This is a genomic window from Croceifilum oryzae, from assembly GCF_030814315.1.
Taxonomy (GTDB): Bacteria; Bacillota; Bacilli; order Thermoactinomycetales; family Thermoactinomycetaceae; genus Baia; species Baia oryzae.
The window spans coordinates 12,826-39,689 of sequence record NZ_JAUSUV010000006.1; the positions used below are offsets into that span (position 1 = coordinate 12,826).

Consider the following 26,864-nt stretch of genomic DNA (forward strand, 5'->3'; position numbering starts at 1 on the left):
TTCCTCCTATTCCGCAAATACGTATTTATAGGTTTCTGATGGATCTGGGTAGGCTGCCTTTTCTGCATAATCTGTAGCAGCATCTACTTCTTTTTTGATCTCTGCTTCTATTTGTGCATCCGACTCTTCTGTTAAGAGGCCATGATCCAGTAAGTACTGGCGATATTGGAACAACGAATCTTTTTTCTTCGCCTCTTCCACTTCTTCACGAGAACGATAGGTACGATCATCGTCATCACTTGAGTGCGGAACCAGACGATAAGAAATGGTTTCAACCAAAGTTGGACCTTCTCCACGACGGCCACGCTCAACCGCCTCTTTTACAGCACGATATACTTCTAGTGGATCGTTTCCATCTACTGAAACGCCCGGCATACCGTAACCAGCACCACGTGCAGCGATACTTCCACCCGCTACTTGCTTTTCTAGAGGAACGGAAATGGCATACTGGTTGTTTTGTACCATAAAGATAACGGGCAGTTTATGAACCCCTGCAAAGTTCATCGCCTCATGCAAGTCCCCTTGGTTCGCAGAGCCTTCTCCGCATGTGGTTAAAACGACGAAATCTTTTTTATCCAATTTTCCTGCATAGGCGATTCCCGTAGCATGTACCATTTGTGTGGTTACTGGGGAAGAACCTGTGAGGATGCGATAACGATGATCACCAAAATGACCCGGCATTTGACGTCCACCACTATTTGGATCTTCTGCTTTGGCAAAGGAAGAAAGCAAATAGTCTTGAGCTGTTTGTCCCATTACCATCACAAGACCCATATCGCGATAGTACGGACATAGCCAATCCTTCTCGGTATCGAGTGCAAATCCAGCACCTATTTGTGCTGCTTCATGTCCTTGACAAGAAATAACAAATGGAATCTTACCTGCACGATTTAAGAGCCAAGTACGCTCATCCGTTCTACGTGCTAATGTCATATATCGGTACATACTAATTGCTTGCTCATCTGTTAACCCTAACTCTCTATGTTTCAAGGAAATCCCCCCTCAAATTAACCATGAATCGCCTTTCCATCTACAGCAAGTGCTACTTCTCCAAATACCTCTGACAACGTAGGATGTGGATGAATCGCTCGTGAAATCTCCCATGCCGTCGCATCAAGAACCTTCGCAAGTCCAGCCTCACCAATCAGATCAGTCGCATGTGCACCAATAATATGTACACCAAGCAAATCATCTGTTTTTGCATCCGATATCATCTTAATAAAGCCGTCCGTCTCACCAAATACAAGCGACTTCCCTACACCACGGAATGGGAATTTTCCAACCTTCACTTCATGCCCGCGATCTTTTGCTTCTTGCTCTGTAAGACCGATGCTCCCTACTTCTGGTCGGCTGTAGGTACAGCGCGGAACCATTGTGCTATCCATGACATGTACATCATTTCTGGCCATATGCTCTACCGCTAGAATTCCTTCATGAGAAGCCACATGAGCTAATTGATAGCCACCGTTTACATCCCCAATCGCGTAAATATGGGACTCTGCTGTTTGCATAAAGTCGTTTACTTGAATAACGCCTTTTTCCACTTTGATGGAAGTGTTTTGTAAACCAATATCTTCAATATTAGCCTGACGACCTACTGAAACAAATACCTTCTCAGCTTGGAACGTCTCCGTTTTTCCATCTTTTTCAGCCACAACGGTTACAGAACCATCTGCTACCTTTACTTCTTCGGAAAGAACCTTTGCATTTGTAATTACTTTTACTTTTCGTTTTTTAAAAATACGAGTCATTTCTTTACTAACATCCGCATCTTCAAACGGTAAAATACGATCCGCATATTCGATTACGGTTACTTCCACACCAAAGTCACTTAGCATCGAAGCCCACTCGATCCCAATCACGCCGCCTCCGATAATAATCATCGATTTAGGAAGCGTTTCCATTTGTAGGGCATGATCGGAATTTAGGATATGAGTACCATCGATCTCTAGTCCCGGAAGAGTACGCGGACGAGAACCTGTTGCGATCATAACATGTTGGGGGATCAGCATATCTGATTCTTTGCCATCTGCTCTTTCTACCGAGATCGTACCTGGCATAGGAGAAAAGATAGAAGGACCTAAAATGCGACCAAATCCCTGATAAACGTCTACTTTATTCTTTTTAAGAAGTCCTTCGACTCCTTTATGAAGCTGGGAAACGATTTCATTTTTTCGTTTTTGTACTAAATTCATGGAAAGTTGGACATCACCCGCTGTGATTCCATAACTCTCACTATTCTTCATTTCGTGATATACTTCGGCACTTCGCAGGAGAGACTTACTTGGGACACAACCTTTATGTAAGCATACTCCACCCACATTTTCTTTTTCGACTACAGCCACTTTCATTCCTAGTTGCGCAGCCCGGACAGCAGCGACATAACCGCCCGGACCCGCACCGAGGACTACGAGATCATAATTTTCTGCCATGCTCTTCTCGTCTCCTTTTTACTGTGGTGGATATTGTTTCGCTTCTTCTTCTTGACGTAACACACGAAGAGCACCTTCTGCAAGAGCTTGTAGCTCATCTTCACCCGGCACAACGCTAACCGGAGCAATCCACTCTACCTGCTCTTGAATCATCGAGGTAAAGAGTTGTCCATAGGCCAAGCCACCTGTCAAAATGATCTGATCTACTTCCCCTTTTAATACAGCGGCATACGCCCCAATCTCTTTCGCTACTTGATAGGCCATAGCTTCATATACGAGTTTGGCTCTTGTATCTCCTTCTTGAATCCGCTCTTCTACTTCCCGTGCATCCGTCGTTCCTAGATACCCCATTAATCCACCTTTGCCCACGATCATCTTCATAATCTCACTCGCAAAGTATTTCCCCGAATAACTAAGAGCTACTAAGTCACCCACAGGTAGCGTACCCGCACGCTCTGGTGAAAAAGGGCCTTCTCCTGCGAGTCCGTTATTTACATCGATGACGCGCCCTTTTTGATGGGCTCCTACTGTAATTCCGCCACCCATGTGCACAATCAAATAATTTACTTCTTCATAACGCTTATTTTGCTCTTTCGCTACACGACGTGCAACTGCTTTTTGATTTAACGCATGGAAAATACTACGACGTTCGATTTCGGGGACACCTGAGATTCGCGCCACTGGTTGGAGTTCATCTACAACCACAGGATCGACGATAAACGCAGGGATCTGTAATTGATCGGCAATGTCACTGGCAATCAATCCTGCTAGATTGGAAGCATGCATTCCATAGCGACCTGATCGCAAATCCGCTAGCATCGTGTCATTAATAGCATAAGTACCACCAGGGATAGGGCGTAATAAGCCCCCCCTAGCAACAATGGCATGAAATCGGGTTATATTCATACCCTCTCGATCCAATGTATCTAAAATCACTTGTTTACGAAAGGGGTATTGACTAACTAACTCCGGAAATTGAGCCAACTCTTTTGCATTATGGCGTAAGGTAATATCTAAGATCGGTTTCTCATTATCAAATACCCCTATTTTGGTCGAGGTAGATCCAGGGTTTATCGTAAGAACCCGTAAGACTTCATGCACTTCTAACACTCCTAACAATCCCGAACATATTATCGTTGATTGAGCGAATGACGCTCTGTTTGTAAAAAGGTACTACGAGATTGGCGCAACGAAGCGATCCGCTCTTCTGCCATACGATCAGCCGCTTGATAGCTTGGAATTCCATCACGTTTCGCAATCTCAAATACACGTAGAATGTTGTCATAGATGCCTTCTACTTTTTTCATCGCGCGCTCTGGATTATATCCTAATAGCTCATCCGCAACGTTAATTAATCCACCTGCGTTAATCACATAGTCTGGAGCATATACCATTCCACGTGCATCTAGCATGTCACCGTGGCGATCTTCACGTAATTGGTTATTGGCAGAGCCAGCAACTACTTTACACTTCAGACGTTCAATCGTGTTGTCATTAATGATTCCACCTAAAGCACATGGAGCAAAGATGTCACATTCCACATCGTAAATTTCCTCTGGAGAGACACGAATCGCACCAAAATCATTTACGGCCCGTTGCACGTTTTCTTCATTAATATCCGTAACGATTAATTTTACATTTTCTTTATGGAGATATTCACACATGCTGTAAGCTACATTTCCAACCCCTTGAACAGCTACGACAAGACCATCTAGAGAATCAGATCCGAAAGCTTCTTTCGCTGCTGCTTTCATCCCTTTATAAACACCAAAAGCCGTTACAGGAGATGGATTCCCTGAAGAACCGAATGCTGGAGAAATCCCCGTCACATACTTCGTTTCCAAGTGAATGAGATCCATATCTTCCACGTTCGTACCAACATCCTCAGCCGTAATATAACGTCCGTTTAATCCTTCGATATAACGACCTAGTGAACGGAATAATTCTTCACTCTTATCTTTTTTAGGGTCTCCAATTAAAACTGTTTTCCCACCGCCAAGGTTAAGGCCCGCTGCTGCTGCTTTATACGTCATACCTCTCGCTAAGCGAAGTGCATCTTCAAAAGCCTCTTCTTCCGAAGCATATGTCCACATGCGCAAACCACCAAGTGCAGGTCCGAGTGTTGTATCATGAATCGCAATAATCGCTTTTAATCCAGAATTTTTATCTTGGCAAACTACGACTTGCTCATAATCATATTTCTCCATGTAGTCAAACAGTTTCATTAGACTATCCCCTTTCAACTATTACCGTTTTTTGAAATGGTCGGCTTGTAATACAGCCATTGCAATCGAATAGAGCTTTGCTTCAGCGGAATCAGCTCGTGATGTTAACACAATCGGAGCCTTAGCACCGAGTACGAGCGCGCCAATCTTCGCCTTTGCAAAATAAACCATCGATTTGTAAAGAATATTTCCTGCTTCAATGTCAGGAACTAATAAAACATCTGCTTTACCTGCTACAGGGCTGTGAATGCCTTTATGCTCAGCAGACTCAACCGATACTGCGTTATCGAGTGCAAAAGGTCCATCTACAATCGCGCCTTTAATTTGCCTGCGGCGATTCATCTGAGACAAGGCCGCTGCATCTAAAGTCGGTTGCATAGAAGGATTTACGACTTCGACTGCGCCGAGCACCGCTACTTTCGGTTCCGGCAAACCTAATGAATGACAAAAATCAATTACATTTTCTAGAATTTGTACTTTATCCTTTAATTCAGGAGCCACATTTAACGCTGGGTCTGTCACATGGATCAGATGATCAAAGCCAGGAACTTCAAACGAAGCAACATGACTTAGTACCTTTCCAGCACGCAAGCCCTTTTCTTTATTTAATACGGCACGAAGAAAGTCAGCGGTTTGCACCATACCCTTCATCAGTACATCTGCACGCTTTTCACTAACAGCCGTCACTGCCAATAAACACGCTTGAGCAATCGAGGTAGCATGTACTACTTCCCCTGGCGCCAGATCCAGACCAATTCTTAAGCCGATCGAGCGAATCCTCTCTTCATCCCCAAACAATAAAAAGTCGGCAATTCGATGCTTCTTAGCATCTAGCACAGCTTCTAATACTTCTTGATCGGCTGCTGCCGCGACTGCTACGGTTACAGAAGGAAGAGATTCTGCATACTTCACTACTTGCTCAAACGTTTTTAACATTTCCATGATGTCCTACACCTCTTTGACCAACTAAGTGGCTAAATGTAATTTAATAAAACGAATCGGAAGCCGCTAGTCATCCTTTTAATATGCAAGAACAATGCCAACTCTATAAAACAAAGGAATGGCATAAATGACTGCTACACATCCTGCATTATTTTGCAAAAACGCACGTTTTTACATGCAAAAAATTGCAAGAAATATTTTACGTAATACCTGCGCGCTCCAATTTATAATATAAACTTCGTATGGAGATTCCTAACTGTTTCGCTGTTTGGGTCTTATTTTGTCCACAAGCCTGATAAATTTGTGTAACATAGCGATTTTCTGCATCCGTTAAATAATTTTTTAGGGGCCTGTTCAAATCATCAACAAGCTCTTCTTTAACAACATAATCGACTTGATTTCGTTGAAATTCAAATTTTGGCAGATGTTCCGGGGCTAACTTCTGCTCTTGTACCGTCATATGAATCATAGCTCGTCCTAAGAAATTTTCTAATTCCCTTACATTACCAGGAAACAAATATTGAGATAGGAGCTGAATGCCCTCAGGAGAAATCGCACGCACATTTCGTCCATACTCTTGATTAAACTTTCGAATGAGGTGGATCGCCAGAAGCTCTAAATCCCCATCACGTTGGCGGAGAGGAGGAATCATAATCGGGAATACGTTTAAGCGGAAAAAAAGATCTTCTCGAAATTTCTTCTCTTCCATCGCCCGCTCCAGAAAAACATTCGTGGCCGCTATTACCCTGACATCCACTGGGATTGACTTGGTTCCACCTACCCGAATCACTTCACGTTCTTGCAAGACACGTAGCAATTTCGCTTGGATACTTGGTTGAAGCTCTCCAATTTCATCTAGGAATATAGTGCCCCCACTCGCCTCTTCAAATAAACCTTTTTTCCCACCCCGTTTTGCTCCTGTAAAAGCTCCCTCCTCATAACCAAATAGCTCACTTTCTAATAATGACTCGGACAAAGCAGCACAGTTTACTCGAATAAACTGGTTATATTTCCGATTGCTCGCATTATGAATCGCATGCGCAAACAACTCTTTTCCCGTTCCCGATTCACCGCGTAGAAGCACAGTAGCACGAGTGTCCGCCGCTTGCTTAGCAAGTTGCATCGCGATTTGCATCTGCTCGCTCTCACCAATGATATCATCAAATGTATACTTTGCTTCTAACTTTCGAATGATGCTTCGTGCTCGCTCTAAGTCTTGCGTTAATTGTTTTAGTTCTGAGGTATCATGAACAATGGCCACGCTTCCCTTTAATTCACCCTGTAAGATAATCGGAGCTACGTTCACAATCACATCCCTACGATGAGGTCCTACTTCCATCTGTACACCTCGAACCACCTGTCTGGTTCGAAGCACCTTCATATGCATGCTCTCCGCACCTTCTGAGATGTCTACCTCCGCAGGCTTCCCGATGACTTCCTCTGGCTGAAGCCCTGTTAACCTTGTATAAGCTGGATTAATTAACAAACCAATCCCATTCACATCTACAACGGAAATCGCATCATCAGATGAGTCAATGATCGCTTGCAAATAGCTTTTCATATCCTCTAGATCCATAATTTTTTGGATAAAATGTTGTAATTCACTAACCTCACGAAAAACAGCCACTGCTCCCATAACTTTGCCTTCATGATTTTTCACTGGAACCCGGTTCGTGACAATCTCCGTCCCACTCGGTAATTGAAACGTTTGGTTTAGCTCTGATTCTCCCGTCCGTAGTACTTCTTCTAAGCGAGTATGTCCAACCACCTCACGAAGTGGCATCCCAATTAATTCTGTTCTATGTACCTTCAACATTTTTTCTGCTGAAGCATTTAAAATGGTAATTTCTCCTCGAGCATTTACCGCAATCATCCCATCATGGGTAGAATCGATAATCGCCTCTAGCTCTTTTTGTCGCTGAATCCAAGCTTGGAACCAACTTTCCTTCTCTTCAACCAATTGCACCATCAAGTTAGCCGTATCTCCTGATACAAGAAGGGTTTTCTTTGATTTTGATGAGTTAATCTGATCATACACCGTAGAATCGCCCGTTACCTCGATCACCACATCTGGCATGAGCTCTAAAAATGAATTCATATCGGTTCCAGTAGCGATTCCTCTACGCTTCGCTTCTCCAATAGCTGGTGCAGAAGGTAATAAATCAACAATCCCAATCACTTCGATAAACTCTACGTCCGATAAAGTGCGAAGAAGAGCTGCTCCGCCCTTTCCTCCACCCACAATCAGCACTTTCTGCATAGATTCGCCCCTTTCCCGTCCGAGACCCTCTTTCAGCCTATCTTATCACAGAGAGCTGCACATACAGACTAGTAATCACTTGGCATTTAAGGTAACATAACACTTGGAAAAACGAAAGGCGGTTTTTTTTATGAAACCCATCTACCAACGTATCGTCGCCATTGTCATCCTATGTCTGCCTGGTGTCGCAGGAATTTACGGCTGGACCGAAATTCGCGAGGTAATCTTTTATTCTGCTGCTGGTGAGGGCTTTGGATGGCTTCGCTTTCTCTGGGGTTTGCTTTTATTAGTAGGTAGTTTATACATTATCGGCGGCTTTATTTTTTACCGTGATAAAAAAAATAATCGGATTTCCCCCAAGTTTTTAACTCCTGAAGAACGCGCTGAACGAGAGCGCCAAAAACAAGACCCTAACTATAAAAAACCAGAATTCCTCGATAAAGTATAAGAATGTAAGTATGCTATCTAGAAATGATTCACATTTCCAGATAGCATACTTTTTTCTCTACCTTGTTGATAGATATGCGCTTCACATTTTTCACTCATATTGTTTCCTTCATATTCATAGTTTTAAAAAGAAGGAGGAGAAGAAATGAAAAAAAATAGTGCTGAAAATCTATACTTAGAGCTACTAAAAAAAGCAATCTTATTTGAAATATGGATTGAGCATGAAAAAAATTATCAACATCCAGACAACATCATATTTCACCCAACCATGGAAATGAGACAATCTGGCATCGATTGGCCTCCGATTGCTCACAGTATGATTGGCAGAAAAAGAATGGATCACTTACAACAATGCATGGAGTCAGTCAAGGCAGAGAACATAGAGGGAGATTTTATTGAAACAGGTGTTTGGCGAGGTGGCTCATGCATTTTTATGCGCGGTTTTTTAGAAGCACACGGCATCACAGATCGAAAAGTTTGGGTTGCTGATTCTTTTGAAGGTCTACCACCCCCTGATCCAAATTATCCAGCCGATACACATTCAACCTTCCATACTATGGACTACTTAAGAGTGTCTTTAGAAGAAGTTCAAGATAATTTTAGAAAATACAGCCTACTGGATGATAACGTAGTCTTTTTAAAGGGGTGGTTTAAAGATACCCTTCCTGCCGCACCTATCGAAAAAATTGCTATAGCTAGGCTGGATGGGGATATGTATTCTTCCACATGGGAAAGTTTATCCAGCTTGTATCATAAGGTTTCTGTAGGTGGCTATATCATTATTGATGATTTCAATATTGATCTATGTAGAGCCGCAGTACAAGATTTTCGAAATCGGTTAGGTATCCATGACGAAGTGAAACCGGTTGATCAATATGCTGTTTACTGGAGAAAAACAAAATAACCAGCTAAAACAAACAGAAACGCAGAAGGTTTTTTGTTCTTCTTGTTTTTGTTTGTTTTTCTTTTATTAGTACTCCACTTGCCATACATGCTCCCTTTCTTCCAAACATACACATAAGAACAGAGATGGAAAAGGAGCAACCTTATGAACAACCCTTATTATGTATACGTGTTTGATTGGATCAAAACGTGGATTATCAATGCTTGTCGAATCCATCAACATTGGCTAAAACATCAGAGAGATCTTACTGAGCACGATGATGTCTCAATCAAGCACTTAACAGCGATCGAAACCGCTTATCGCCAAATTGAACAAATGGCTAGTAGCCCTCATTCGTCCATTGGCGAACTGGATGCTTATTTCCATAAGGTCCTAAATGCCCAAAACAAATATGAGAGGTACCTTCAAACCCGTCAAACAAACGGCAACCATACTCAACCCCCTATGTATGCGAACAATAACTTTCTTACATCCAGAGTAAGCAACACTGTCCCCACAATCCAACGAGTTCCAATGGGTCAACATCAACTCCCCTCTCTCCCTTATCCCTACCATGCATTAGAACCTTACATTGATGAAGTAACTATGCGCATTCATCATAGTGAGCACCACAAAAAATACGTAGATGACTTAAATACAGCTGAAATCGAAATCGAAAAAGCCCGTCAGGCTCATAACTTTGATCAAATAAAGTACTGGGAGCGAGAAGCCGCCTATAACGGCGTAGAACACTATCTACATACGATTTTTTGGGATTGTATCAAACCAAACAGTGGTGGAGTACCTACAGGATCACTCATAAAGCAAATTCAGACTGATTTCGAGAAATTTTCTACTTTTAAAAGCCATTTCTCTACCGTAGCCGAAAAAATAACAGGGGGCTGGGTCATCCTTGTTTGGAACCCTCGTACTGTAAGGCTCGAAATCCTACAAATCGAAAAACAACAAAGCCTCTCCCAATGGGATGGTGTTCCCCTTCTTTGTCTGGATGTCTGGGAGCACGCTTACTACCTCAAATATCCAAATCGCAAAAAAGAATACATTAAGCATTGGTGGAACGTTGTCAATTGGGATGCGGTAAAGAGCCGCTTTTATCAAGCGCGTAACTCTACTTAAAAATCGTGATAAAAATAACAATATTTATCATTTTTATAACATAAATATAGGATAGACCATTAGCTAGATCTATTAGTTTGACATTGCAGGAGGCGTATACGCATGGCAAAAAAGGGTTCAAAGGCCAAAAATACCCCAGCAAGTGAACAGCAAGTCGCACGACCCAAAAAATCTCATTTTACAAATCGAGCCAATTACTACTTTCAGGAAGTAGTAGCACCCATCGAGAGATCCTATCGACAAGCGATGGGCATTGGAAACTATGCAGAAGGAGTTAGGATTTTTGAAACACTCCAAGCTGCTAGAAAAGAGTACCGTCTTCTGTTGTATCGGAATGAATGGGTAAAGGTCAAAGCCAAATAACCTAACCCCAAAACTTCCGATCCAGTGCCCGATACTGAATCGCCTCAGCCACATGGGCTATCTGGATTTTCTCTTCACCTGCAAGATCTGCAATCGTACGTGCTACCTTTAAAATTCGATCGTGCGCTCGTGCACTTAATCCAAGTCGATCAAATGATTGATGTAATAGTCCTTTTCCATCTTGATCTAGCTCACAATGTTTTCGAATTTGAGCAGGTACCATGCTACTGTTACAAAGCGTTTCCGATTCTGTAAATCGTTCTTGCTGAATTTGTCTCGCTTGATTCACTCTTGAGCGGATCTCCATTGATGACTCAGGTACAGCCTTAGAAGATATCGTCTCAAAGTTTACTCGAGGTACCTCCACATGCAGATCAATCCGATCAAGCAAAGGTCCCGAGATACGAGAGCGATATCTTTGTACTTGATGAGCGGTGCATGTACAACTTCGATCTTCCTCGTACCCGTAAAATCCGCATGGACAAGGATTCATAGATGAAATCAACATGAAATCAGATGGAAAAGACAACGTTATTTTTGATCTACTAAGAGTAACTTCTTTATCTTCTAGAGGTTGACGAAGAACCTCTAATGCCGATTTGGAGAATTCGGGCAGTTCGTCTAAAAATAAAACACCTCGATGGGACAAGCTGACCTCCCCCGGCTTTGGGATCAGTCCGCCTCCTACGATTCCAACAGAGGAAACAGTATGGTGAGGAGAGCGGAAAGGGCGTTCTTGGACAAGTTTCCCCCTTTCTGATAGCAAACCAGCGATACTATAGATCTTCGTTACTTCTAGAGACTCTTGACGATTCATACAGGGCAGAATGCTAGGAATTCGTCTTGCAAGCATCGTCTTCCCAGAACCAGGAGGTCCAATTAACATCAAGTTATGCCCGCCCGCAGCAGCGACTTCCATCGCTCGTTTTACATGCTGCTGTCCTTGGACATCTTTTAAATCCGGTTGAGTCGATTTCGTTTGTTCGATTGTTGTAGCGATTTCCACAGCACCTGGATGCCATTCTCCCTTTAAGTATTCAACTGACTCTCGTAGTGTCTGTAGAGGGATAATTTCAATTCCATTTACTAAACAGGCTTCCGGGTAATTAGCAGTAGGCACTAATACCTTGTTAAAACCTTGTTCCTTTGCACACATCACCATCGGCAAAATTCCTTGGAGGGGGCGTAAACATCCATCTAGAGACAGTTCACCTAAAAAAATCGTTTTCTCTACACTTGTCCCAACCATTTGATCACTTGCTAGCAGAATCCCCATCGCAATCGCTAGATCAAAGCTGGCTCCCTCCTTTTTAATATCCGCTGGAGCTAGATTCGTCGTAATACGCTGTAAGGGAAAGTTTACTCCACTATTTTTAACGGCCGCCCGAACCCGCTCTCTGGACTCCCTAACAGCTGAATCAGGAAGACCCACTATATCAAAAGCAGGTAATCCATTACTAATGTCTACCTCAACCTCCACGATAAAACCATGGATTCCTAATACCGACGCACTATAGATCTTTGCATACAAATAATTAGCCCCCAAACATTTGTTCCATAATATGGTAATCATTCGGCATCTTTTGACATTAATCCTGCTCATCTACTCTCATGAAACACAAAAAAGATGACTCTTATCTCAATAGTCATCTACATAATAGGAAAAGGGGAGTTATAAGCTACATCATCATATTTTAGAAAGATCTTCTACTGCTTTCATGAATTTGTTACGCATATCTTTTGAGATAAATGGAATCTCTTCGTTTGCGATTATCTTAGGAATATCATTACTCCAGATCTTGTTCCATTGTCTAAGATCATTTTGGTATTCCTTTATTGTTTCAGTAAATCCACTTTCAAAGGAAGTAACCACAAAGCTCGCCCATTCGGCTACACCCGTTAATGCTAATCCTGTTAGGGTTACCTGATTTTGACCTGGATGAATCCGAAAGTAACTTAATGGTTCAGCTATATATACTGCGTCCCCTCGGGAAAGTAAAATCATCCAGGTAGCTACATCATTAAATAAAAGATACTGAATCCCACCATACTTTGCCCAGCCTTCTGTAAGATCACTTTTTCTAACTAGCGCAGTCGTCGGTTCACCTATATAGTTAGTAGCATTTTGAAGAATCAGTCTTCCGAGCTCCTTGCCGCTAATAAGTGTATCTTGGCTAAATAAACCTGCTACTGTAGGAAATGCATTTCCAGCTTCATCCACTGTTTGTCTATAAGAAGTAACTAATTTAACATTGGGATAGCGGAAAAAGGAGTCCACCATTTTCTCGATTTTTTCCGGATGAAAAAAATCATCATCATTTAGAAAGTTAATAAACTCTCCAGTAGCCATCTCAAACAAATGTAGCATATTGGCAAGGCCGAATGAGCTTCTACTTGCCTCTTCGTTTCGAACATACTTAATATGATCATAGACCTCTAAATAAGGCCTGACCAGATCTTCTACTCCATTATCGGTACTATCATCACCGATAATGATTTCTATATTTGGGTACGTCTGAGCTATTACACTATTCAATGCTATTCTTAGATAATGAGGACGATTAAAAGCAGGTATTAAAACACTTACTTTAGGAAAACGATCACGCATCTTTATGTACAATATACAGATTATCTTCTTTAGAAAGTCCTAATTTATGTGTTTCTTCGATCGAATATTTCTCTGCAATATTGTACAATTCGACTCTAAAACCGACTGACTCGAGTCTCTGTATATAATCTTCTTTCGCATATACTCGCACATGATCTTGATGACCGTAAGCTCTAGTCCGATCTTCTGGAGTTACGACTCGCTCATCCTCAAAACTCATCTTGATATTAGTCGCCAGCGGTACTTGCATAATCCCCCAGCCGCCTACTTTCATCACCCTGTACAACTCTCTCATCGCCTTACCATCATCCAAAATATTCTCGAGTATATGACTGCATAAAACAACATCAAATGATTGATCCTCATAATAAAGATTCGTGACATCTATTCCCTTGGTCCACGGGTCTAGAGGTTTCAAATCACCACACACATACTGGAGATTCGAGCATGTATCAAGCCTATTTTTTACATTTTTTTCAGGGTCAATATGCAAAACACTTACATTCGCCCTTACTAAATCGGTTTCTCGTTCCATAAACCATACGTAAAGCCGTTCACGATCCATCGCCATACATATCGAACAAATTCCTGTTTTGGGGTTCCAATTTTCCAATTTAAACGACTGTGGTTCAAAAAAACCAGCAGGCCAAGGAACAAATTGTGAAATGTGATTCTTACAACATGGACAATAGTACGAAGATTTATGTGCCAAACTACTCACCCCTATGCGAAGGTTTTGCTAGTTCTTTGATTACTCGGTTTACATGCGCTATATCAATCTCTTCCCAAAACGGTAGACTGATAATGCGGTTTGATATACTTTCCGTCATGGTCATAGTAGATTGATGGCTAGTAGAAAATTGTTTTTGCCTGTGGCAAGGCGGAGAAAAATAGCATCGGGTCTCAATCCATTGTTTATCTAACCGATCTATGATTACATCTGCTTTTTCATCCTGTGGGCTGAGAATAGAGAAGAGTTGAGTAACCAACTGACCGGTGCAATTTTGAACTCTCCACCCTTTATCGAATAAATTCCATTTATTCATCTGCTCCAGATACCATTGTTTAATCTGATTTCGGGTTTCGATCTTCTGTTCAAATATATCCAATGTTGCCAGACCGATGGCAGCCATGTATTCGGACAGCTTACTATTGAGCCCTTTTAAAGTTGACTCCTTACTCCCCTTATAGCCGAAATTCCCCGCTTGCCGCACATTTGAGATGATCTCCTGATCACCGCTGTATACCAATCCTCCCTCTCCAATTCCAAAGCCTTTTGTAGCATGAAAGCTATATACGATACTCCCTAAAAAACCCTTACCAAAATGACCATACTTATCTCTTGCTCCAAAACTAGCTGCTGCATCCACAACGACTGGAATTCCCCTCTTCTGCAACTCGTTGTAGTATGTCAGGTCTATACATGTTCCAAAGGTTGCATATGGAACTACAACAGCCACTTGGTCCCCTAGCTTTTTCAAGGTGTCCTCTAATATATCTACATTCATAGACCATTCATCTTCCTGAATATCGATAAAATAAGGCTCTAATCCACACCAAATAGCAGATAAAGGAGTAGCTGAGAAGGTAAAGCTAGGCATTAGCGCATATCGACCATTCGGTCTCATACTTTGAGCGATGGCAAGCATTAAACCAATTGTTGCATTATTAACCGTGCTTACCGCACCCTCACCTTCGAAAAACTCTTGAAGGATCCGCTCTTCGAAAGTGTCGTTCAAGGGTCCATAGTTAGAATAAATTCGATTTTCATCAATTTGTGAAAGATATTTTAAATATGATTCACATTTCACTACATTTGGACGGAGAAATGGTATCGGTTTAATGAGCTAATCCTCCCCACTGTATAGATACAAATCATTGTGGTTATAAGCTATATATCTGTGGAATGTCTTCTACTAGTTTCATGCATTTATTACGCATTCCTTGCATGATAAATGCATGATTTTCACTTGCCATTAATTCATCAATACGAGATTTCCAGCGGTCACTCCACTTCCTGATATAACCTTGATACTCTTCCATTTCAATCAATTGGCTTTCAAAAGAACTCAACAAAATACTTGCCCATTCTGCCATATGTCCTAATTCTAAATCTGCTTGATTTACCTGATTTTGATCTCGATGAAGCCGAGAGTAACTTAACGGCTCTGCGATATATACCGCATCTCCTTGAGAGAGTAAAGCCATCCAAGTAGCTACATCACTCAAGACAACATGATGAACATCTCCATACCTTGCCCAGCCTTCCTTAAGATCACTTTTTCTAAATAGAACAGTCGTAGATTCCCCTATCGAATTAGTGAATTGACTAAGCATGTATTTCCCAAGCTCTTTTCCACTAATAAGCGAATCTTTATGAAATAATTTAGCTGTTCTGACTACTGGAGGTAATTCATTTCCAGCTTCGTCAACTATCTGTCTGTAGGAAGTAACTAATTTGACATTAGGAAAACGAAGAAAGCAATTTACCATTTTCTCGATTTTTTCTCGATGAAAAAAATCATAATCATGTAGAAAGTTCACAAACTCTCCAGTAGCCATACTAAACAAGGTTAATGTATTCGTAAGACCAAATAAGTTTCTACCTGTTTCTGCACTCCGAAAATACTTGATATGATCATAATCCTTTAAATAAGACTCCACCAAAAATTCCACTTCATTATCAGTACTTTGGTCACCGATTATAATTTCAATATTGGGATATGTTTGAGCCAATACACTCTCCAATGTGGTCTTCAACATATGAGGACGATTACAAGCAGATATTAAAACACTTACCTTTGGGAGATACAAATTTTTCTCTTGAGTCATAAACATTCTTTTTAATCCCTGACTCATAAACAACCCCCCTAATCCCATGTTTTTATAGTATTTATTCATTTGCCTCCAAGAATATTCTAAGAGTTAGAGCAAGTCACGTTTCTTGCCATCTAAAAAATTGAAATATCATTTTTATTTCCTCTTTACAGATTGTTGTGAAGGGTATCGAAAATGGGGAAAGGTAGTCGGCTTAATCAGCTTTTTGATCATAGCTATAGCTGCAGGATGGTTAATATGGAATGGGCTGACTGACATTCGATATTCATCAGACCACCTAGATACAAAACCAATATGGAATATATGGATTCCAGCACTTGTTGGGATCATACTTATTCGAATTATGTCATTTCATTCACCAGCACCAAACTACCATCTAGTCAGCTATCTTTCAAAGCAGAAGCTTACCATTCAATCTATCATTTTTCTGTCGGGAGCAACCTTGTTTCCTACTACTCTTCTAATAATCGATGGGAATAGCCCTCATTTTTCCCTTTGGTATATTGGACTAAAACTTACCTTTCTGCTAGTGATTCCTTGGATTATTCTATATATCTATCGATTTCAATCCCAAAATGATGCCATAACAAAGCAGTCTCATTCTCTGTCTCGATGGACTCGGGTGGCTCCCTTGTTTATTGGAGGAGTTTGGATTTATCTGTCTTACTTCTCTATCTTTTCAACCCCGCATACACCTAGTGCCATTACAGACCCATTGACATTATCCCTTCTAGTACTGTCCAGTTTTTTCGTTAATAGTTTGCTGGAGGAATTGTTCTATCGCGTTTGGTTACAGACACGTTTAGAAAGACTACTTGGGACTTGGTCAGCTATATTGGTAACATCTATTCTTTGGTCCATTTGGCATGTTGCAATCCAAGGAACAGGGGAATGGAGTACGGATTTTGCAACTGTCATTTCCAATCAAGGTATAACAGGCGTTTTCTTAGGTTATCTCTGGTCTCGTTACCGTAATATATGGATTTTAATTTTGATTCATGGAATCATAAATGCACCCCCTTATTTATTACTGGATATATGGAGAAATTGGTTTTAATCAAACTTGAAATATTGGAGGATTTGCCCATGAATAAATCAATAACAGAGGGAAAGATTAAACAATTATCTTATCGAGTAGATCCACAGAGTAAGTTACTTTACTCGCAGGAATTAGAAGGTGGAGTCTCAGCACAGGTAACCATGATAGAGGTAGAATATCCCAATGGCCAAAAGAGAAAAATGATTGTACGCCAACATGGGGAAATCGACATAAAACGGAATCCACAAATAGCAGTAGACGAGTTTAAACTTCTAAAAATTCTACATTCCTTTGGATTGCCTACACCAGAACCTTATTATCTAGAATCATCAGGCGAAATTTTCTCCACACCATGTATTGTGATGGGATATATAGAGGTGAAACACAGTTTACACCTGTTTGTTTAAGCGATTATATCCTTCAACTAACAGTAAGCTTAGCAAAAATTCACAGCTTAGATTACTCAAAAATAGATTTATCATTTCTGCCTAATCAAGAAAAAATATCTACAGTTAAAATTAGAAATCGCCCTCCTGTTCTTGATGACTTATTGAGTGAAGGACGTATCCGAGATGTAATCGAACCGATCTGGCCAGTAGCCCAAAAAAACTCATCCACCTTACTCCATGGAGATTTTTGGCCAGGCAATCTATTGTGGAAAGATGGACAACTTATCGGAATTATTGATTGGGAGGATGTAGCGTTTGGAGATCCGTTAGCTGATGTTGCAAATAGCCGACTCGAAATACTATGGCACTTTGGTATGAGTGCAATGAATGATTTTACGGCTCAGTATCAATCGATTATGCCTACTATTGACTTTGAAAATCTTCCTTTTTGGGATCTATGTGCTGCGTTACGACCTACTTCTAAGATGAATACATGGGGACTAGATGAAATCACTTTAAAAAGAATGAGGAAAAGTCATAGTCTATTTGTGAAACAAGCAGTAAGAAAGATTTTATCCAGTAACATATCACCATAAATATAGACAATAAAGTGAAACAACTATTATCATACAAAATGGTAAACCTAACAATTGTATGCTTGCTTTAATCGATCATGGACATAAGTCCTTCCTAAGTATCTTTAAATCTCATTTAATAAATAAAGAATAGATATGAAAAGCATCATATACAGGAGAGATCTTATTATGAAAGGAATTTTTTTTGCTATTATAGGCGGAGGTTGTCTTACATTACAAGGAGTGGCTAATTCCCATATTACTCAAGGGATTGGTACATGGAAAACCGCCACCATTACACAACTAACAGGATTCATAGTATCCTGTATAATCCTTATGCTCACTCGAGATTATCATTTGGGGTCATTAAAGCAAGTTAAGCCATTATTTTTGACTGGAGGTGCTCTGGGAGCCATCATTATTTTTAGTAATGTAACTGCTATTCATCACATCGGGGTTACTCTCACAGTTGCGTTACTACTTATTTCACAGTTAGGTTTTACGTTTATCACAGATCGCTTTGGATGGTTTGAAGGAAAAAAGCAAGAGGTGAGGCTTTCACAGTTAATTGGTATTGGAATGATGGTCTTAGGTGTAGCCATTCTTCAGATTGCATGATAGGAGTAAAACTATGAAGATACTCGATCGAGACTCACTAAATCAATATTTATCTTCTTTTCAATTGGAAACCATCTTTCACAAACAAATCATTCCTCGATTATTGCTATATGAATTTAATGAGGGAGAATATATTTGTTCCCAAGGAGATACTCCAGAGTACCTGTATGTTCTTGTAAAAGGAAGAGTGAAAGTTTTCATCACTTCTACTGAAGGAAAAACGCTCACTTTATCATTTAAAACACCAATTGAATTGATAGGGGATATTGAATTTGTGAGTGGAATGAATACTATGAATACCATTGAAGCGGTATCAACCGTTCGGGTAATCGATGTTCATTATCAGTGGCTAGAAATGTATGGAAAAGACGACCCTCTATTCCTCCAATTTATGTTAGATATTATAGCTAAAAAATTTCATGTGAAATCTCATTCTATGAGTTTTAATTTGATGTATCCCGTGGACGTAAGGTTAGCAAGTTATTTATTATCTATTTCGGACGATGACTTCAAAATGGGAGCAGTTACAAAACAACACCTGCTAGTTAACTCAAAAGATATAGCCGATTTGATTGGTACAAGTCATCGACATCTAAATCGTACTATACAGCAATTTTGTAAAAAGGGATTAGTGGAACGAAAAAATGAATTTGTCATTGTAAGAGACCCGGAAGGTTTACGAAATCTGGCAAGTCATAACATATATGAAAGAGATTGAGTTATAAGAGGTAGTGAAAAATGATTATAGGGCTATTATTAGGATGTCTCGCAGGAATACTAGTGAGTTTGCAAAACACCTTAAATAGTAAATTGAATGCACATGCCGGTACATGGATGACTACTACATGGGTATTAGGACTGGGGTTCCTAGCTTCATTTGTAATTGGCTTTATAGTAGAAGGAACTAATTTTCTCAACTTACGAAATATGGAAATATGGTATTGGTTTAGCGGAGTGCTTGGAGTATTTGTGGTATCGTGTCTTATGCAAGGAATCCATTTACTCGGCGCTACCTATGCCATTTCGATCGTCCTTACTTCACAGATTGGTTTTGCGCTCTTATTTGATTCACTTGGACTCTTTGGATTAGAAAAAATCCCATTTCATAATACCAAATTGCTTGGGGTATTAGTCATAATTAGCGGCATATTCGTTTTCAAGCTAGACGGTAGGCAGAGAATAGAAGATTGATTAACAAAACAAAGAATGACGTATGAGCCGTGCCTCACATGTCATTCTTTGTTATTCCTTTTTCAAAATGCCCCTTCAAAATGCTCTGTCTCGATAGCTTGTCCGGTTTGGCGATTTAAGAGAACAGAAACGACATCGAACCGCAAAGAATACGGTCGTTTCACGTGGTCGAGAACGTATTGAAGCGCAATTTTTCGAACTTGTTGTTGTTTCTTTCCATCCACAGACTGAAAACCATAGCCAAATCGAGTACTTGTTGTCGTTCGCACTTCAACAAATACTAAATCTCGCTGATTCGTTACAATTAAATCGAGTTCACCTAATTGGGAGCGCCAATTACGTGTTAAAATCTGATAACCCTTTTCTTCTAACAACTGTGCTGCAACTTCTTCCCCTAGGGTTCCTATTTGTTTACGCACATCTTTCATACATAAGCGCCTCCGAAGAAAACCGTTATAGGGCTAGATTACCAGAAGTTGTATAATTCTGTCAATTATTTGATGAAATTGGGTCTCCTCATCTCGAACGTAGTACTGCTTGAACAGGTGCAAAGGATGATCGATGTTCGGGAGTAACTCCGAGTGCTTCCATAGCTTGTATGTGTTCAGGAGTTCCATATCCCATATGTTTTTCAAAGCCATAGCCTGGATATTTATCTGCCAGTTGGATCATATATTCATCCCGAGTCGTCTTCGCAATAATCGAGGCGGCTGCGATAGAATGGCTTTGGGCGTCACCTTTAATAATGCCATGTTGGGGAATGGTGACTCGGGGAATCTTAACGGCATCACCTAAGATAAAGTCAGGGATGGGTTCTAGTTGGCTGAGAGCAACTCGCATGGCCTGGTAAGTAGCTTGCAATATATTATATTGATCTATGTAAGGTACATCGATAATCCCGACACCAGTGGCAATTGCTTCTTTTTCAATCTTTTGGCGCAGTCGATTCCGTTCTTCCTTCTTTACTTGCTTAGAATCATTTAACCCTGTTGCATCAAAGTCGGGCGGTAAGATGACAGCTGCTGCTACAACAGGCCCAGCTAAAGGACCACGACCTGCTTCATCTACCCCAGCAATCCAACTCTTTCCCTGAGTCCATAATTGACGCTCAAACCGCCACATTCCTTCAACCCGCACCTGTTCGGCCTGTGCTCTTTCCTGCCGTTTCAAGTAGGATTGAAGGAGTTTTTGGACGCCCATTCTAGAATCTGTATGTAGTTCAGCTAATTCGCTTTCCGTTAGGATCTCTGAAGATGAGAGCTTGTCCTTCCAAGCTGCGATGGTTCTACTCATCTCGCTGTACATCCTGTTCTTCTATAAAAAATTCATCGCCCGGATACTCAAAGGAGATTCTCCCAATCATGCCACCTTGTAAATCATTGAGGAAAATCTCGGCGGCTTTTTCGGTGTTTACAATTCCACCACGTTGAATACAGCCTCGTTTTTTTCCAATCTCTTGGAGTAATTCATAAGACTCTTGTTCGAGAGCAGAATCTTGGAGCTTATAACGCGTCATAAGGTCTGTAGCATAACGCTCTTTGAGATAAGAAATCCCATGTACTGCCACTTCTTCAATCGGTAAGATCTCTTCTTTAATAGCACCACTTAGAGCAAGACGAAGTCCAACCCCATGATCTTCAAACTTCGGCCATAAAATCCCAGGCGTATCTAACAGCTCTAGATTTTGCCCAATTTTAATCCATTGCTGAGCTTTGGTAACACCAGGGCGATCACCTGTTACAGTCGCCGCTCGCTTAGCCAATCGATTAATCAAGGATGATTTCCCAACATTGGGAATCCCTAAAACCATCGCACGGACACGGCGTGTTAGAATCCCTTTGCGCTGGCGTGTTTCAAATAAAGGCTGAAGGAGCTTATCCGTAACGGATTGAATTAAGTTTACTCCTTTGCCCGTCTTTGCATCGACTTCTAGTACGCCAACACCTTGTTCACGAAAATACTCTACCCACATCTTATTCGCTTTTGGATCAGCCAAATCACATTTGGTTAAGAGAATCACTCGTGGCTTTTGTGACACAATCTCACCCATCATCGGGTTACGGCTAGAGATGGGTAAACGTGCATCTAGTAATTCAAATACAACATCTACCAACTTTAGCTTTTCTGTCACTTGCCGACGAGCTTTGGCCATGTGACCTGGAAACCATTGAATACTCATATTTCCACATCCTATTTCAAACTATAAACCCGAAAAGTGGGATATCGGCCAATATACAAAGGACGCTTTCCCTACAATTTCACTCGTAGCAACGGGACCGAAAACTCGACTATCCGTGCTATTGGAACGATTATCTCCTAAGACAAATACTTGCCCATCTGGTACCTTAACAGGAGCAAAGTCAGCGGTTTTAGTAGACGATGACAAGTACGATTCTTTCACTTCTTTTCCGTTTACCAACAGCTGATTGTTTTTTACTTCCACGGTCTCCCCTGGAAGAGCCACAATCCGTTTAATTAAGTCAATCTTGTCCTTACTGCGAAAAACAACGACTTCGCCATGCTTCGGCTTGCTCATTTTATATGAAAGCTTATTTACCATGACTTTATCATTAGAAGCTAAAGTATCTTGCATAGAGGGACCTGAAACATGGAAAGGCTCCAGTACAAATCCTCGAATTAGGAAAGCAAGAGCGAGTGCAGCGACAAGTGCGATCGCCCAATCTCGGTATGAATTCTTTCCCTTCCCTTCACCACGATCACGCCTCGAACGCGAAGGAAGAGAAGACTGTTTCTGAGATTGCTGTTTCAAACGCTCCGAACGTGGAATAAACTTTTGACGGTCCATAGATCCCTCCTATATAGCATTGGTAAGTAAATATACAGTAAAAGGGCTGGATTAGAAACCCAAGCCCTTTTCTATGTGTAATCTTATTATTTCTCAGTACGGATTTCTTTAATACGTGCTTTTTTACCACGTAGGCTACGTAGGTAGAACAATTTCGCACGACGTACTTTACCACGACGCAATACTTCGATCTTATCGATACGTGGTGAATGAATTGGGAAAGTACGCTCTACTCCCACTCCGTAAGAAATTTTACGAACGGTGAAAGTTTCAGAGATACCGCCACCACGACGTTGGATTACAACGCCTTCGAAAAGCTGGATACGCTCGCGTTGTCCCTCTTTTACTTTCACGTGCACTTTCAAAGTATCACCGGCACGGAATAAAGGAATATCTTGACGAATTTGAGATTCGGATACGCTTTTTAAAATTGGATGCATAATCGTTTGTGCCTCCCTTCCTTAAGGTATTTTTTATCCGTTTCTGAGCAAATCATGAACGGAGATATTTTAACATAAGCCACTACCGAAACACAATTATTCGGATCGCTTCTTTTGCTCTAACATTCGCAAGAACTTCCGATCTTCTTCTGTCAACGGAGCTGACTTCAGAAGGTCGGGTCTTCGTGTCCATGTTCGTTCAAGCGACTGTTCTCTGCGCCATTTCTCCATATTCGCATGATGACCAGATAACAAAATCTCAGGTACTTCCATACCACGAAATTCAGATGGTCTCGTGTAATGTGGATACTCTAAAAGCCCATTTGAAAACGAATCCATCGCTGCAGAATCATGATTGCCGAGTACACCAGGGATTAATCGACTCACACTATCAATGATGACCATTGCTGGGAGTTCTCCACCAGTGAGTACAAAATCCCCTACGGAGATCTCGTCCGTCACCAAGTTTTGACGAATCCGCTCATCAAATCCTTCATAATGCCCACAAAGGAACATCAGATGCGAATGTCCTGCTAACTCCTCTGCCTTCTTTTGTGTAAAAGGAGCACCTTGTGGAGACATCAACAGAATCGGTGGACGTTCAGAAGCATCCTGAAGTAGATGATCCACTGCATCAAATAGAGGTTGTGGTTTTAACACCATGCCCCCACCGCCGCCATATGGAGTATCGTCGACAGTCTGATGCTTATCGGTGGCAAACTGACGAAAATTGGTTACATTCGTCTCAATGAGCCCTTTTTCATGAGCTTTACGGATGATACTAGTAGATAAGAATCCATGAAACATCTCAGGAAAAAGAGTTAGTACATCAAAGCGAATCTGTGCCAATTATTCCAGTCCTTCCATCCACTCAATCGTAATCTGTTTTGAAGCTACATCGATCTCATTGACAATATCATCAATATAAGGCAAAAGGATCTCTTTCCCATCCGCTGTTGCCACGACCCAAACATCGTTGGCTGGAAGGGTTAAAATTTCTTTTACCTTACCCACCTTGCGTCCCTCTGTTGTGACTACTTCGCAGTGAATAATATCCTTAAAGTAGTATTCGCCAGCTTCCATATCAAGTGAGACAGTATCTGTCACAGGAACTACGAAAGTTCCACCCTTGAAAGGTTCTGCTTGATTGATGTTATCCCATTCCCGGAACTTCACCAAGTAAGCATTTTTATGCAGGCGACTCTTCTCCACAGTCAGGGGGAATGGCGCTGAAAGTGTTGCGTGTTGTAGCAATAACACCTGTCCAGGTGCAAAGCGATCTTCAGGGAAGTCAGTTTCTGCGAACAGTCGAACTTCACCGCGAATACCATGTGTGCCAAGAAAACGGCCTACTTTTAAAAACTCTACTTCTTTCAAATCGGTTCACCTATTCCGCTATCGGATCGGATCATTATTTTGATTCAAGGATACCTTCTTTACGGAACAAGTTACGTACGGTATCAGATGGTTGAGCACCAGTAGCCAACCATTTTTTCGCTTTTTCAGCATCAATTTTCACTTGAGCTGGTTGAGCAATCGGGTTGTAGTAACCGATTTCCTCGATAAAGCGACCATCACGTGGAGCGCGAGAGTCAGCAACGACTACACGGTAGAAAGGAGCTTTTTTCGCACCTATACGTTTTAGACGAATTTTCACTGCCATTGATTCTTCACCTCCTAATTAGGGTTTCACAAATTCACCATTATATCACACTATCCAAGGAAAGGAAACTTAAATCCTTTTCGCTTTTTCTTCGATTTTGTCATCTGGGCCATTTGCTTCATCATCTTTTTCATATCTTCAAACTGCTTGAGAAGACGATTCACGTCTTGTACCGAAGTTCCACTACCAAGTGCAATCCGCTTTCGTCTGTTAGCATTGATAATCTCAGGTTGCTCACGCTCAGACGGAGTCATTGAACGAATAACCGCTTCGATTCGTCCAATTTTTTTCTCATCGACGTTGAGGTCTTTGACCCCTTTCAACTTGTTTGCCCCTGGGAGCATCGCAAGCATATCTTCAAGCGGGCCCATATTTTTCATCTGCTGAATTTGATCTAAGAAATCATCGAGTGTAAAGCTTTGTGTCCGCATTTTCTTTTGAAGTTCGCGTGCTTTCTCTTCATCGACAGCTGATTGCGCCTTTTCGATCAAGCTGAGAACATCACCCATCCCGAGAATTCGAGATGCCATGCGATCTGGATGGAAAGGCTCGATTGCGTCCATCTTCTCACCCAAACCAACAAACTTGATCGGGCAATCTGTAACCGATTTAACGGAAAGCGCCGCTCCCCCACGGGTGTCACCATCAAGCTTAGTGAGTACAACCCCTGTCAATCCTAGTTCTTTGTTAAAGTGATCCGCGACATTTACCGCATCTTGACCTGTCATCGAATCGACTACTAACAAAATCTCGTGAGGCTGTGTTTGTTCCTTGATCTGACGAAGTTCGTCCATCATATCTTCATCAATATGCAAGCGACCTGCTGTATCGATAAATACGTAATCAAAGCCTTCTGCTTTCGCCTTCGCTACACCTTCTGTTGCAATCTTCACCGGGCTTTCCTTATCTCCGAGTGTGAAGACAGGAGCACCGATTTGTTCTCCAAGGACTTGTAGCTGTTTAATCGCTGCTGGACGGTATACGTCTGCTGCGACTAAGAGCGAGCGCCGGTTTTGCTTTTGTAGGAATTTCGCAAGCTTTCCAGTATGAGTGGTTTTACCTGCCCCCTGCAAACCAGACATCATAATAATCGTAGGTGATTTAGGTGCGGTATTTAACTTAACTTGCTCTCCGCCCATCAAAGTGGTCAATTCTTCATGAACGACTTTGATGACTTGTTGACCTGGTGTTAAGCTTTTTAGTACTTCTTGTCCAATCGCACGTTCTTTTACGCGATCGATAAACGTTTTTACTACTTTAAAATTTACATCTGCTTCTAGTAAAGCGAGACGTACTTCACGCATTGCTTCTTTTACATCGACCTCGGTAACTTTTCCTTTACCTCTTAGCTTCGACATAACTGATTGCAGTCGCTCAGACAATCCTTCAAATGCCATCCGTACACCTCCCTAGCTTTTATTTTCAATCAATCTCTAATAGTTTTGTTATGATCGGTTCGGCCACAGCTCGAACATTTGCATCAGCATCTAACTGAGAGCGTAGTTCTGCAATGAGCTCTTGGCGTGTTCTATGTTTCGTTACTAAGGATAGTTTGTTTTCTAGATCAGTAAGGGTCGCCTGTGCCCGTTTAATTGCTTCAAACACGGCTTGACGCGAGGTCCCTTGGTGTTCGGCAATCTCTGAGAGCGACCAATCTTCTAAGTAATATAGCTCGAGTAGAGATTGTTGTTTCTCTGTGAGAAGTGAGCCGTAGAAGTCGTATAGCAGATTCATCTTAGTGGTTTGCTCCAGCATAGGGAGTCACCTCATTTATGCCTGTCAAGGCAATCACATTTACAGGTATTACTATACGGGATTCAAATATGGGTGTCAAGTGTTTTGGGTTAACAGTTGTTGGGTGGGAAATTGAGAGCTGTAAGGGGTGGGGAAAGGGCTTGGCTTAAACCATAAAGACTGTCCCGGGGCAATGTATCCCAGTTTCGTTTATTGGTTAATCAACAGTCTTTTTTTGATTGGGGACAAGACAAAAACAAAACCATTTACTGTT

General features: G+C 41.4%; 31 protein-coding genes. 10 read left to right on the forward strand and 21 right to left on the reverse strand.

Going from position 1 to position 26,864, the window contains the following annotated elements; genetic code table 11:
- Positions 1–6 precede the first annotated feature (6 nt).
- The 6 genes from J2Z48_RS07360 to J2Z48_RS07385 form a co-directional block, all read right to left on the reverse strand.
- Positions 7–945: a thiamine pyrophosphate-dependent dehydrogenase E1 component subunit alpha gene (locus J2Z48_RS07360; RefSeq protein ID WP_307252677.1), complete on the reverse strand. Its 939-nt coding sequence runs from the start codon at positions 943–945 to the stop codon at positions 7–9.
- A 62-nt stretch (positions 946–1,007) separates the two neighbouring features.
- Positions 1,008–2,432: a dihydrolipoyl dehydrogenase gene (lpdA, locus tag J2Z48_RS07365; RefSeq protein WP_307252303.1), complete on the reverse strand. Its 1,425-nt coding sequence runs from the start codon at positions 2,430–2,432 to the stop codon at positions 1,008–1,010.
- Positions 2,433–2,450: 18 nt separating this feature from the next.
- The gene (gene buk, locus J2Z48_RS07370; RefSeq protein ID WP_307252305.1) at positions 2,451–3,533 is read right to left on the reverse strand and encodes a butyrate kinase; all 1,083 of its coding nucleotides are present in this window, start codon (positions 3,531–3,533) and stop codon (positions 2,451–2,453) included.
- A gap of 29 nt (positions 3,534–3,562) precedes the next feature.
- Positions 3,563–4,657: a Leu/Phe/Val dehydrogenase gene (locus J2Z48_RS07375; RefSeq protein ID WP_307252308.1), complete on the reverse strand. Its 1,095-nt coding sequence runs from the start codon at positions 4,655–4,657 to the stop codon at positions 3,563–3,565.
- A gap of 21 nt (positions 4,658–4,678) precedes the next feature.
- Positions 4,679–5,599 (reverse strand): phosphate butyryltransferase, encoded by a 921-nt coding sequence (ptb, locus tag J2Z48_RS07380; protein WP_370872905.1) that lies wholly within the window; start codon positions 5,597–5,599, stop codon positions 4,679–4,681.
- A gap of 199 nt (positions 5,600–5,798) precedes the next feature.
- Positions 5,799–7,859: a sigma 54-interacting transcriptional regulator gene (locus J2Z48_RS07385; protein WP_307252311.1), complete on the reverse strand. Its 2,061-nt coding sequence runs from the start codon at positions 7,857–7,859 to the stop codon at positions 5,799–5,801.
- 130 nt (positions 7,860–7,989) lie between these two features.
- Here J2Z48_RS07385 and J2Z48_RS07390 point away from each other — a divergent pair, with 130 nt between their 5' ends.
- From J2Z48_RS07390 to J2Z48_RS07405, 4 genes are all read left to right on the forward strand, one after another.
- Positions 7,990–8,307 carry a DUF2627 family protein gene (locus J2Z48_RS07390; protein ID WP_307252313.1) on the forward strand — a complete coding sequence of 106 codons (318 nt, stop codon included), beginning with the start codon at positions 7,990–7,992 and terminating at the stop codon, positions 8,305–8,307.
- A 144-nt stretch (positions 8,308–8,451) separates the two neighbouring features.
- Positions 8,452–9,210 carry a TylF/MycF family methyltransferase gene (locus J2Z48_RS07395; RefSeq protein ID WP_307252316.1) on the forward strand — a complete coding sequence of 253 codons (759 nt, stop codon included), beginning with the start codon at positions 8,452–8,454 and terminating at the stop codon, positions 9,208–9,210.
- A gap of 144 nt (positions 9,211–9,354) precedes the next feature.
- A complete protein-coding gene (locus J2Z48_RS07400; protein WP_307252318.1) occupies positions 9,355–10,326 on the forward strand; it encodes a superoxide dismutase in 972 nt (323 codons plus the stop codon).
- 102 nt (positions 10,327–10,428) lie between these two features.
- Entirely contained in the window at positions 10,429–10,689 is a 261-nt protein-coding gene (locus J2Z48_RS07405; RefSeq protein ID WP_131847313.1) for a hypothetical protein, read from the forward strand.
- A gap of 1 nt (position 10,690) precedes the next feature.
- Here the strand turns inward: J2Z48_RS07405 and J2Z48_RS07410 are convergent, their stop codons facing one another.
- From J2Z48_RS07410 to J2Z48_RS07430, 5 genes are all read right to left on the reverse strand, one after another.
- The gene (locus J2Z48_RS07410; protein WP_307252323.1) at positions 10,691–12,220 is read right to left on the reverse strand and encodes a YifB family Mg chelatase-like AAA ATPase; all 1,530 of its coding nucleotides are present in this window, start codon (positions 12,218–12,220) and stop codon (positions 10,691–10,693) included.
- Positions 12,221–12,376: 156 nt separating this feature from the next.
- The gene (locus tag J2Z48_RS07415) at positions 12,377–13,309 is read right to left on the reverse strand and encodes a glycosyltransferase family 2 protein (RefSeq protein ID WP_307252325.1); all 933 of its coding nucleotides are present in this window, start codon (positions 13,307–13,309) and stop codon (positions 12,377–12,379) included.
- Positions 13,290–14,009 (reverse strand): class I SAM-dependent methyltransferase, encoded by a 720-nt coding sequence (locus J2Z48_RS07420; RefSeq protein ID WP_307252328.1) that lies wholly within the window; start codon positions 14,007–14,009, stop codon positions 13,290–13,292. The genes J2Z48_RS07415 and J2Z48_RS07420 overlap by 20 nt, the downstream gene beginning before the upstream one ends.
- Before the next feature lies 1 nt (position 14,010).
- Positions 14,011–15,141 carry a DegT/DnrJ/EryC1/StrS family aminotransferase gene (locus tag J2Z48_RS07425; protein ID WP_370872912.1) on the reverse strand — a complete coding sequence of 377 codons (1,131 nt, stop codon included), beginning with the start codon at positions 15,139–15,141 and terminating at the stop codon, positions 14,011–14,013.
- A gap of 40 nt (positions 15,142–15,181) precedes the next feature.
- Entirely contained in the window at positions 15,182–16,156 is a 975-nt protein-coding gene (locus J2Z48_RS07430) for a glycosyltransferase family 2 protein (protein ID WP_307252332.1), read from the reverse strand.
- 85 nt (positions 16,157–16,241) lie between these two features.
- Between J2Z48_RS07430 and J2Z48_RS07435 the strand changes: the two genes are divergently transcribed.
- The 6 genes from J2Z48_RS07435 to J2Z48_RS07460 all read left to right on the forward strand — a co-directional run bounded on the left by J2Z48_RS07435 (position 16,242) and on the right by J2Z48_RS07460 (position 19,947).
- Positions 16,242–17,192, forward strand: a complete 951-nt coding sequence (locus tag J2Z48_RS07435) for a CPBP family intramembrane glutamic endopeptidase (protein ID WP_307252335.1) — start codon at positions 16,242–16,244, stop codon at positions 17,190–17,192.
- A gap of 29 nt (positions 17,193–17,221) precedes the next feature.
- Complete coding sequence (locus tag J2Z48_RS07440) at positions 17,222–17,581, forward strand: protein kinase family protein (RefSeq protein WP_307252338.1); 360 nt, start codon at positions 17,222–17,224, stop codon at positions 17,579–17,581.
- A complete protein-coding gene (locus J2Z48_RS07445; RefSeq protein ID WP_307252340.1) occupies positions 17,527–18,159 on the forward strand; it encodes a phosphotransferase family protein in 633 nt (210 codons plus the stop codon). The genes J2Z48_RS07440 and J2Z48_RS07445 overlap by 55 nt, the downstream gene beginning before the upstream one ends.
- Before the next feature lie 168 nt (positions 18,160–18,327).
- A complete protein-coding gene (locus J2Z48_RS07450; protein WP_307252343.1) occupies positions 18,328–18,756 on the forward strand; it encodes a DMT family transporter in 429 nt (142 codons plus the stop codon).
- Positions 18,757–18,769: 13 nt separating this feature from the next.
- Complete coding sequence (locus J2Z48_RS07455; protein WP_307252345.1) at positions 18,770–19,474, forward strand: Crp/Fnr family transcriptional regulator; 705 nt, start codon at positions 18,770–18,772, stop codon at positions 19,472–19,474.
- 20 nt (positions 19,475–19,494) lie between these two features.
- Positions 19,495–19,947 carry a DMT family transporter gene (locus J2Z48_RS07460; RefSeq protein WP_307252347.1) on the forward strand — a complete coding sequence of 151 codons (453 nt, stop codon included), beginning with the start codon at positions 19,495–19,497 and terminating at the stop codon, positions 19,945–19,947.
- Positions 19,948–20,009: 62 nt separating this feature from the next.
- Here J2Z48_RS07460 and J2Z48_RS07465 read toward each other — a convergent pair whose 3' ends face one another.
- From J2Z48_RS07465 to ylxM, 10 genes are all read right to left on the reverse strand, one after another.
- Positions 20,010–20,375, reverse strand: coding sequence for a YraN family protein (locus tag J2Z48_RS07465; protein ID WP_307252349.1), 366 nt, complete (start codon positions 20,373–20,375; stop codon positions 20,010–20,012).
- An 88-nt stretch (positions 20,376–20,463) separates the two neighbouring features.
- On the reverse strand, positions 20,464–21,240 hold the full coding sequence (rnhB, locus tag J2Z48_RS07470; RefSeq protein WP_307252352.1) for a ribonuclease HII: 777 nt from the start codon (positions 21,238–21,240) through the stop codon (positions 20,464–20,466).
- Entirely contained in the window at positions 21,233–22,126 is an 894-nt protein-coding gene (ylqF, locus tag J2Z48_RS07475; RefSeq protein ID WP_307252355.1) for a ribosome biogenesis GTPase YlqF, read from the reverse strand. The genes rnhB and ylqF overlap by 8 nt, the downstream gene beginning before the upstream one ends.
- Before the next feature lie 21 nt (positions 22,127–22,147).
- A complete protein-coding gene (lepB, locus tag J2Z48_RS07480; protein ID WP_307252357.1) occupies positions 22,148–22,753 on the reverse strand; it encodes a signal peptidase I in 606 nt (201 codons plus the stop codon).
- Positions 22,754–22,839: 86 nt separating this feature from the next.
- A complete protein-coding gene (rplS, locus tag J2Z48_RS07485) occupies positions 22,840–23,193 on the reverse strand; it encodes a 50S ribosomal protein L19 (RefSeq protein WP_131847287.1) in 354 nt (117 codons plus the stop codon).
- A gap of 96 nt (positions 23,194–23,289) precedes the next feature.
- Positions 23,290–24,033 (reverse strand): tRNA (guanosine(37)-N1)-methyltransferase TrmD, encoded by a 744-nt coding sequence (trmD, locus tag J2Z48_RS07490; protein WP_307252679.1) that lies wholly within the window; start codon positions 24,031–24,033, stop codon positions 23,290–23,292.
- Positions 24,034–24,042: 9 nt separating this feature from the next.
- On the reverse strand, positions 24,043–24,570 hold the full coding sequence (gene rimM / locus J2Z48_RS07495) for a ribosome maturation factor RimM (RefSeq protein ID WP_307252360.1): 528 nt from the start codon (positions 24,568–24,570) through the stop codon (positions 24,043–24,045).
- Between the two features lie 34 nt (positions 24,571–24,604).
- Positions 24,605–24,856: a 30S ribosomal protein S16 gene (rpsP, locus tag J2Z48_RS07500; RefSeq protein ID WP_072330238.1), complete on the reverse strand. Its 252-nt coding sequence runs from the start codon at positions 24,854–24,856 to the stop codon at positions 24,605–24,607.
- A 50-nt stretch (positions 24,857–24,906) separates the two neighbouring features.
- Entirely contained in the window at positions 24,907–26,253 is a 1,347-nt protein-coding gene (gene ffh / locus J2Z48_RS07505; protein ID WP_307252363.1) for a signal recognition particle protein, read from the reverse strand.
- 25 nt (positions 26,254–26,278) lie between these two features.
- Positions 26,279–26,611 carry a YlxM family DNA-binding protein gene (ylxM, locus tag J2Z48_RS07510; protein WP_307252365.1) on the reverse strand — a complete coding sequence of 111 codons (333 nt, stop codon included), beginning with the start codon at positions 26,609–26,611 and terminating at the stop codon, positions 26,279–26,281.
- Positions 26,612–26,864: the final 253 nt, after the last annotated feature.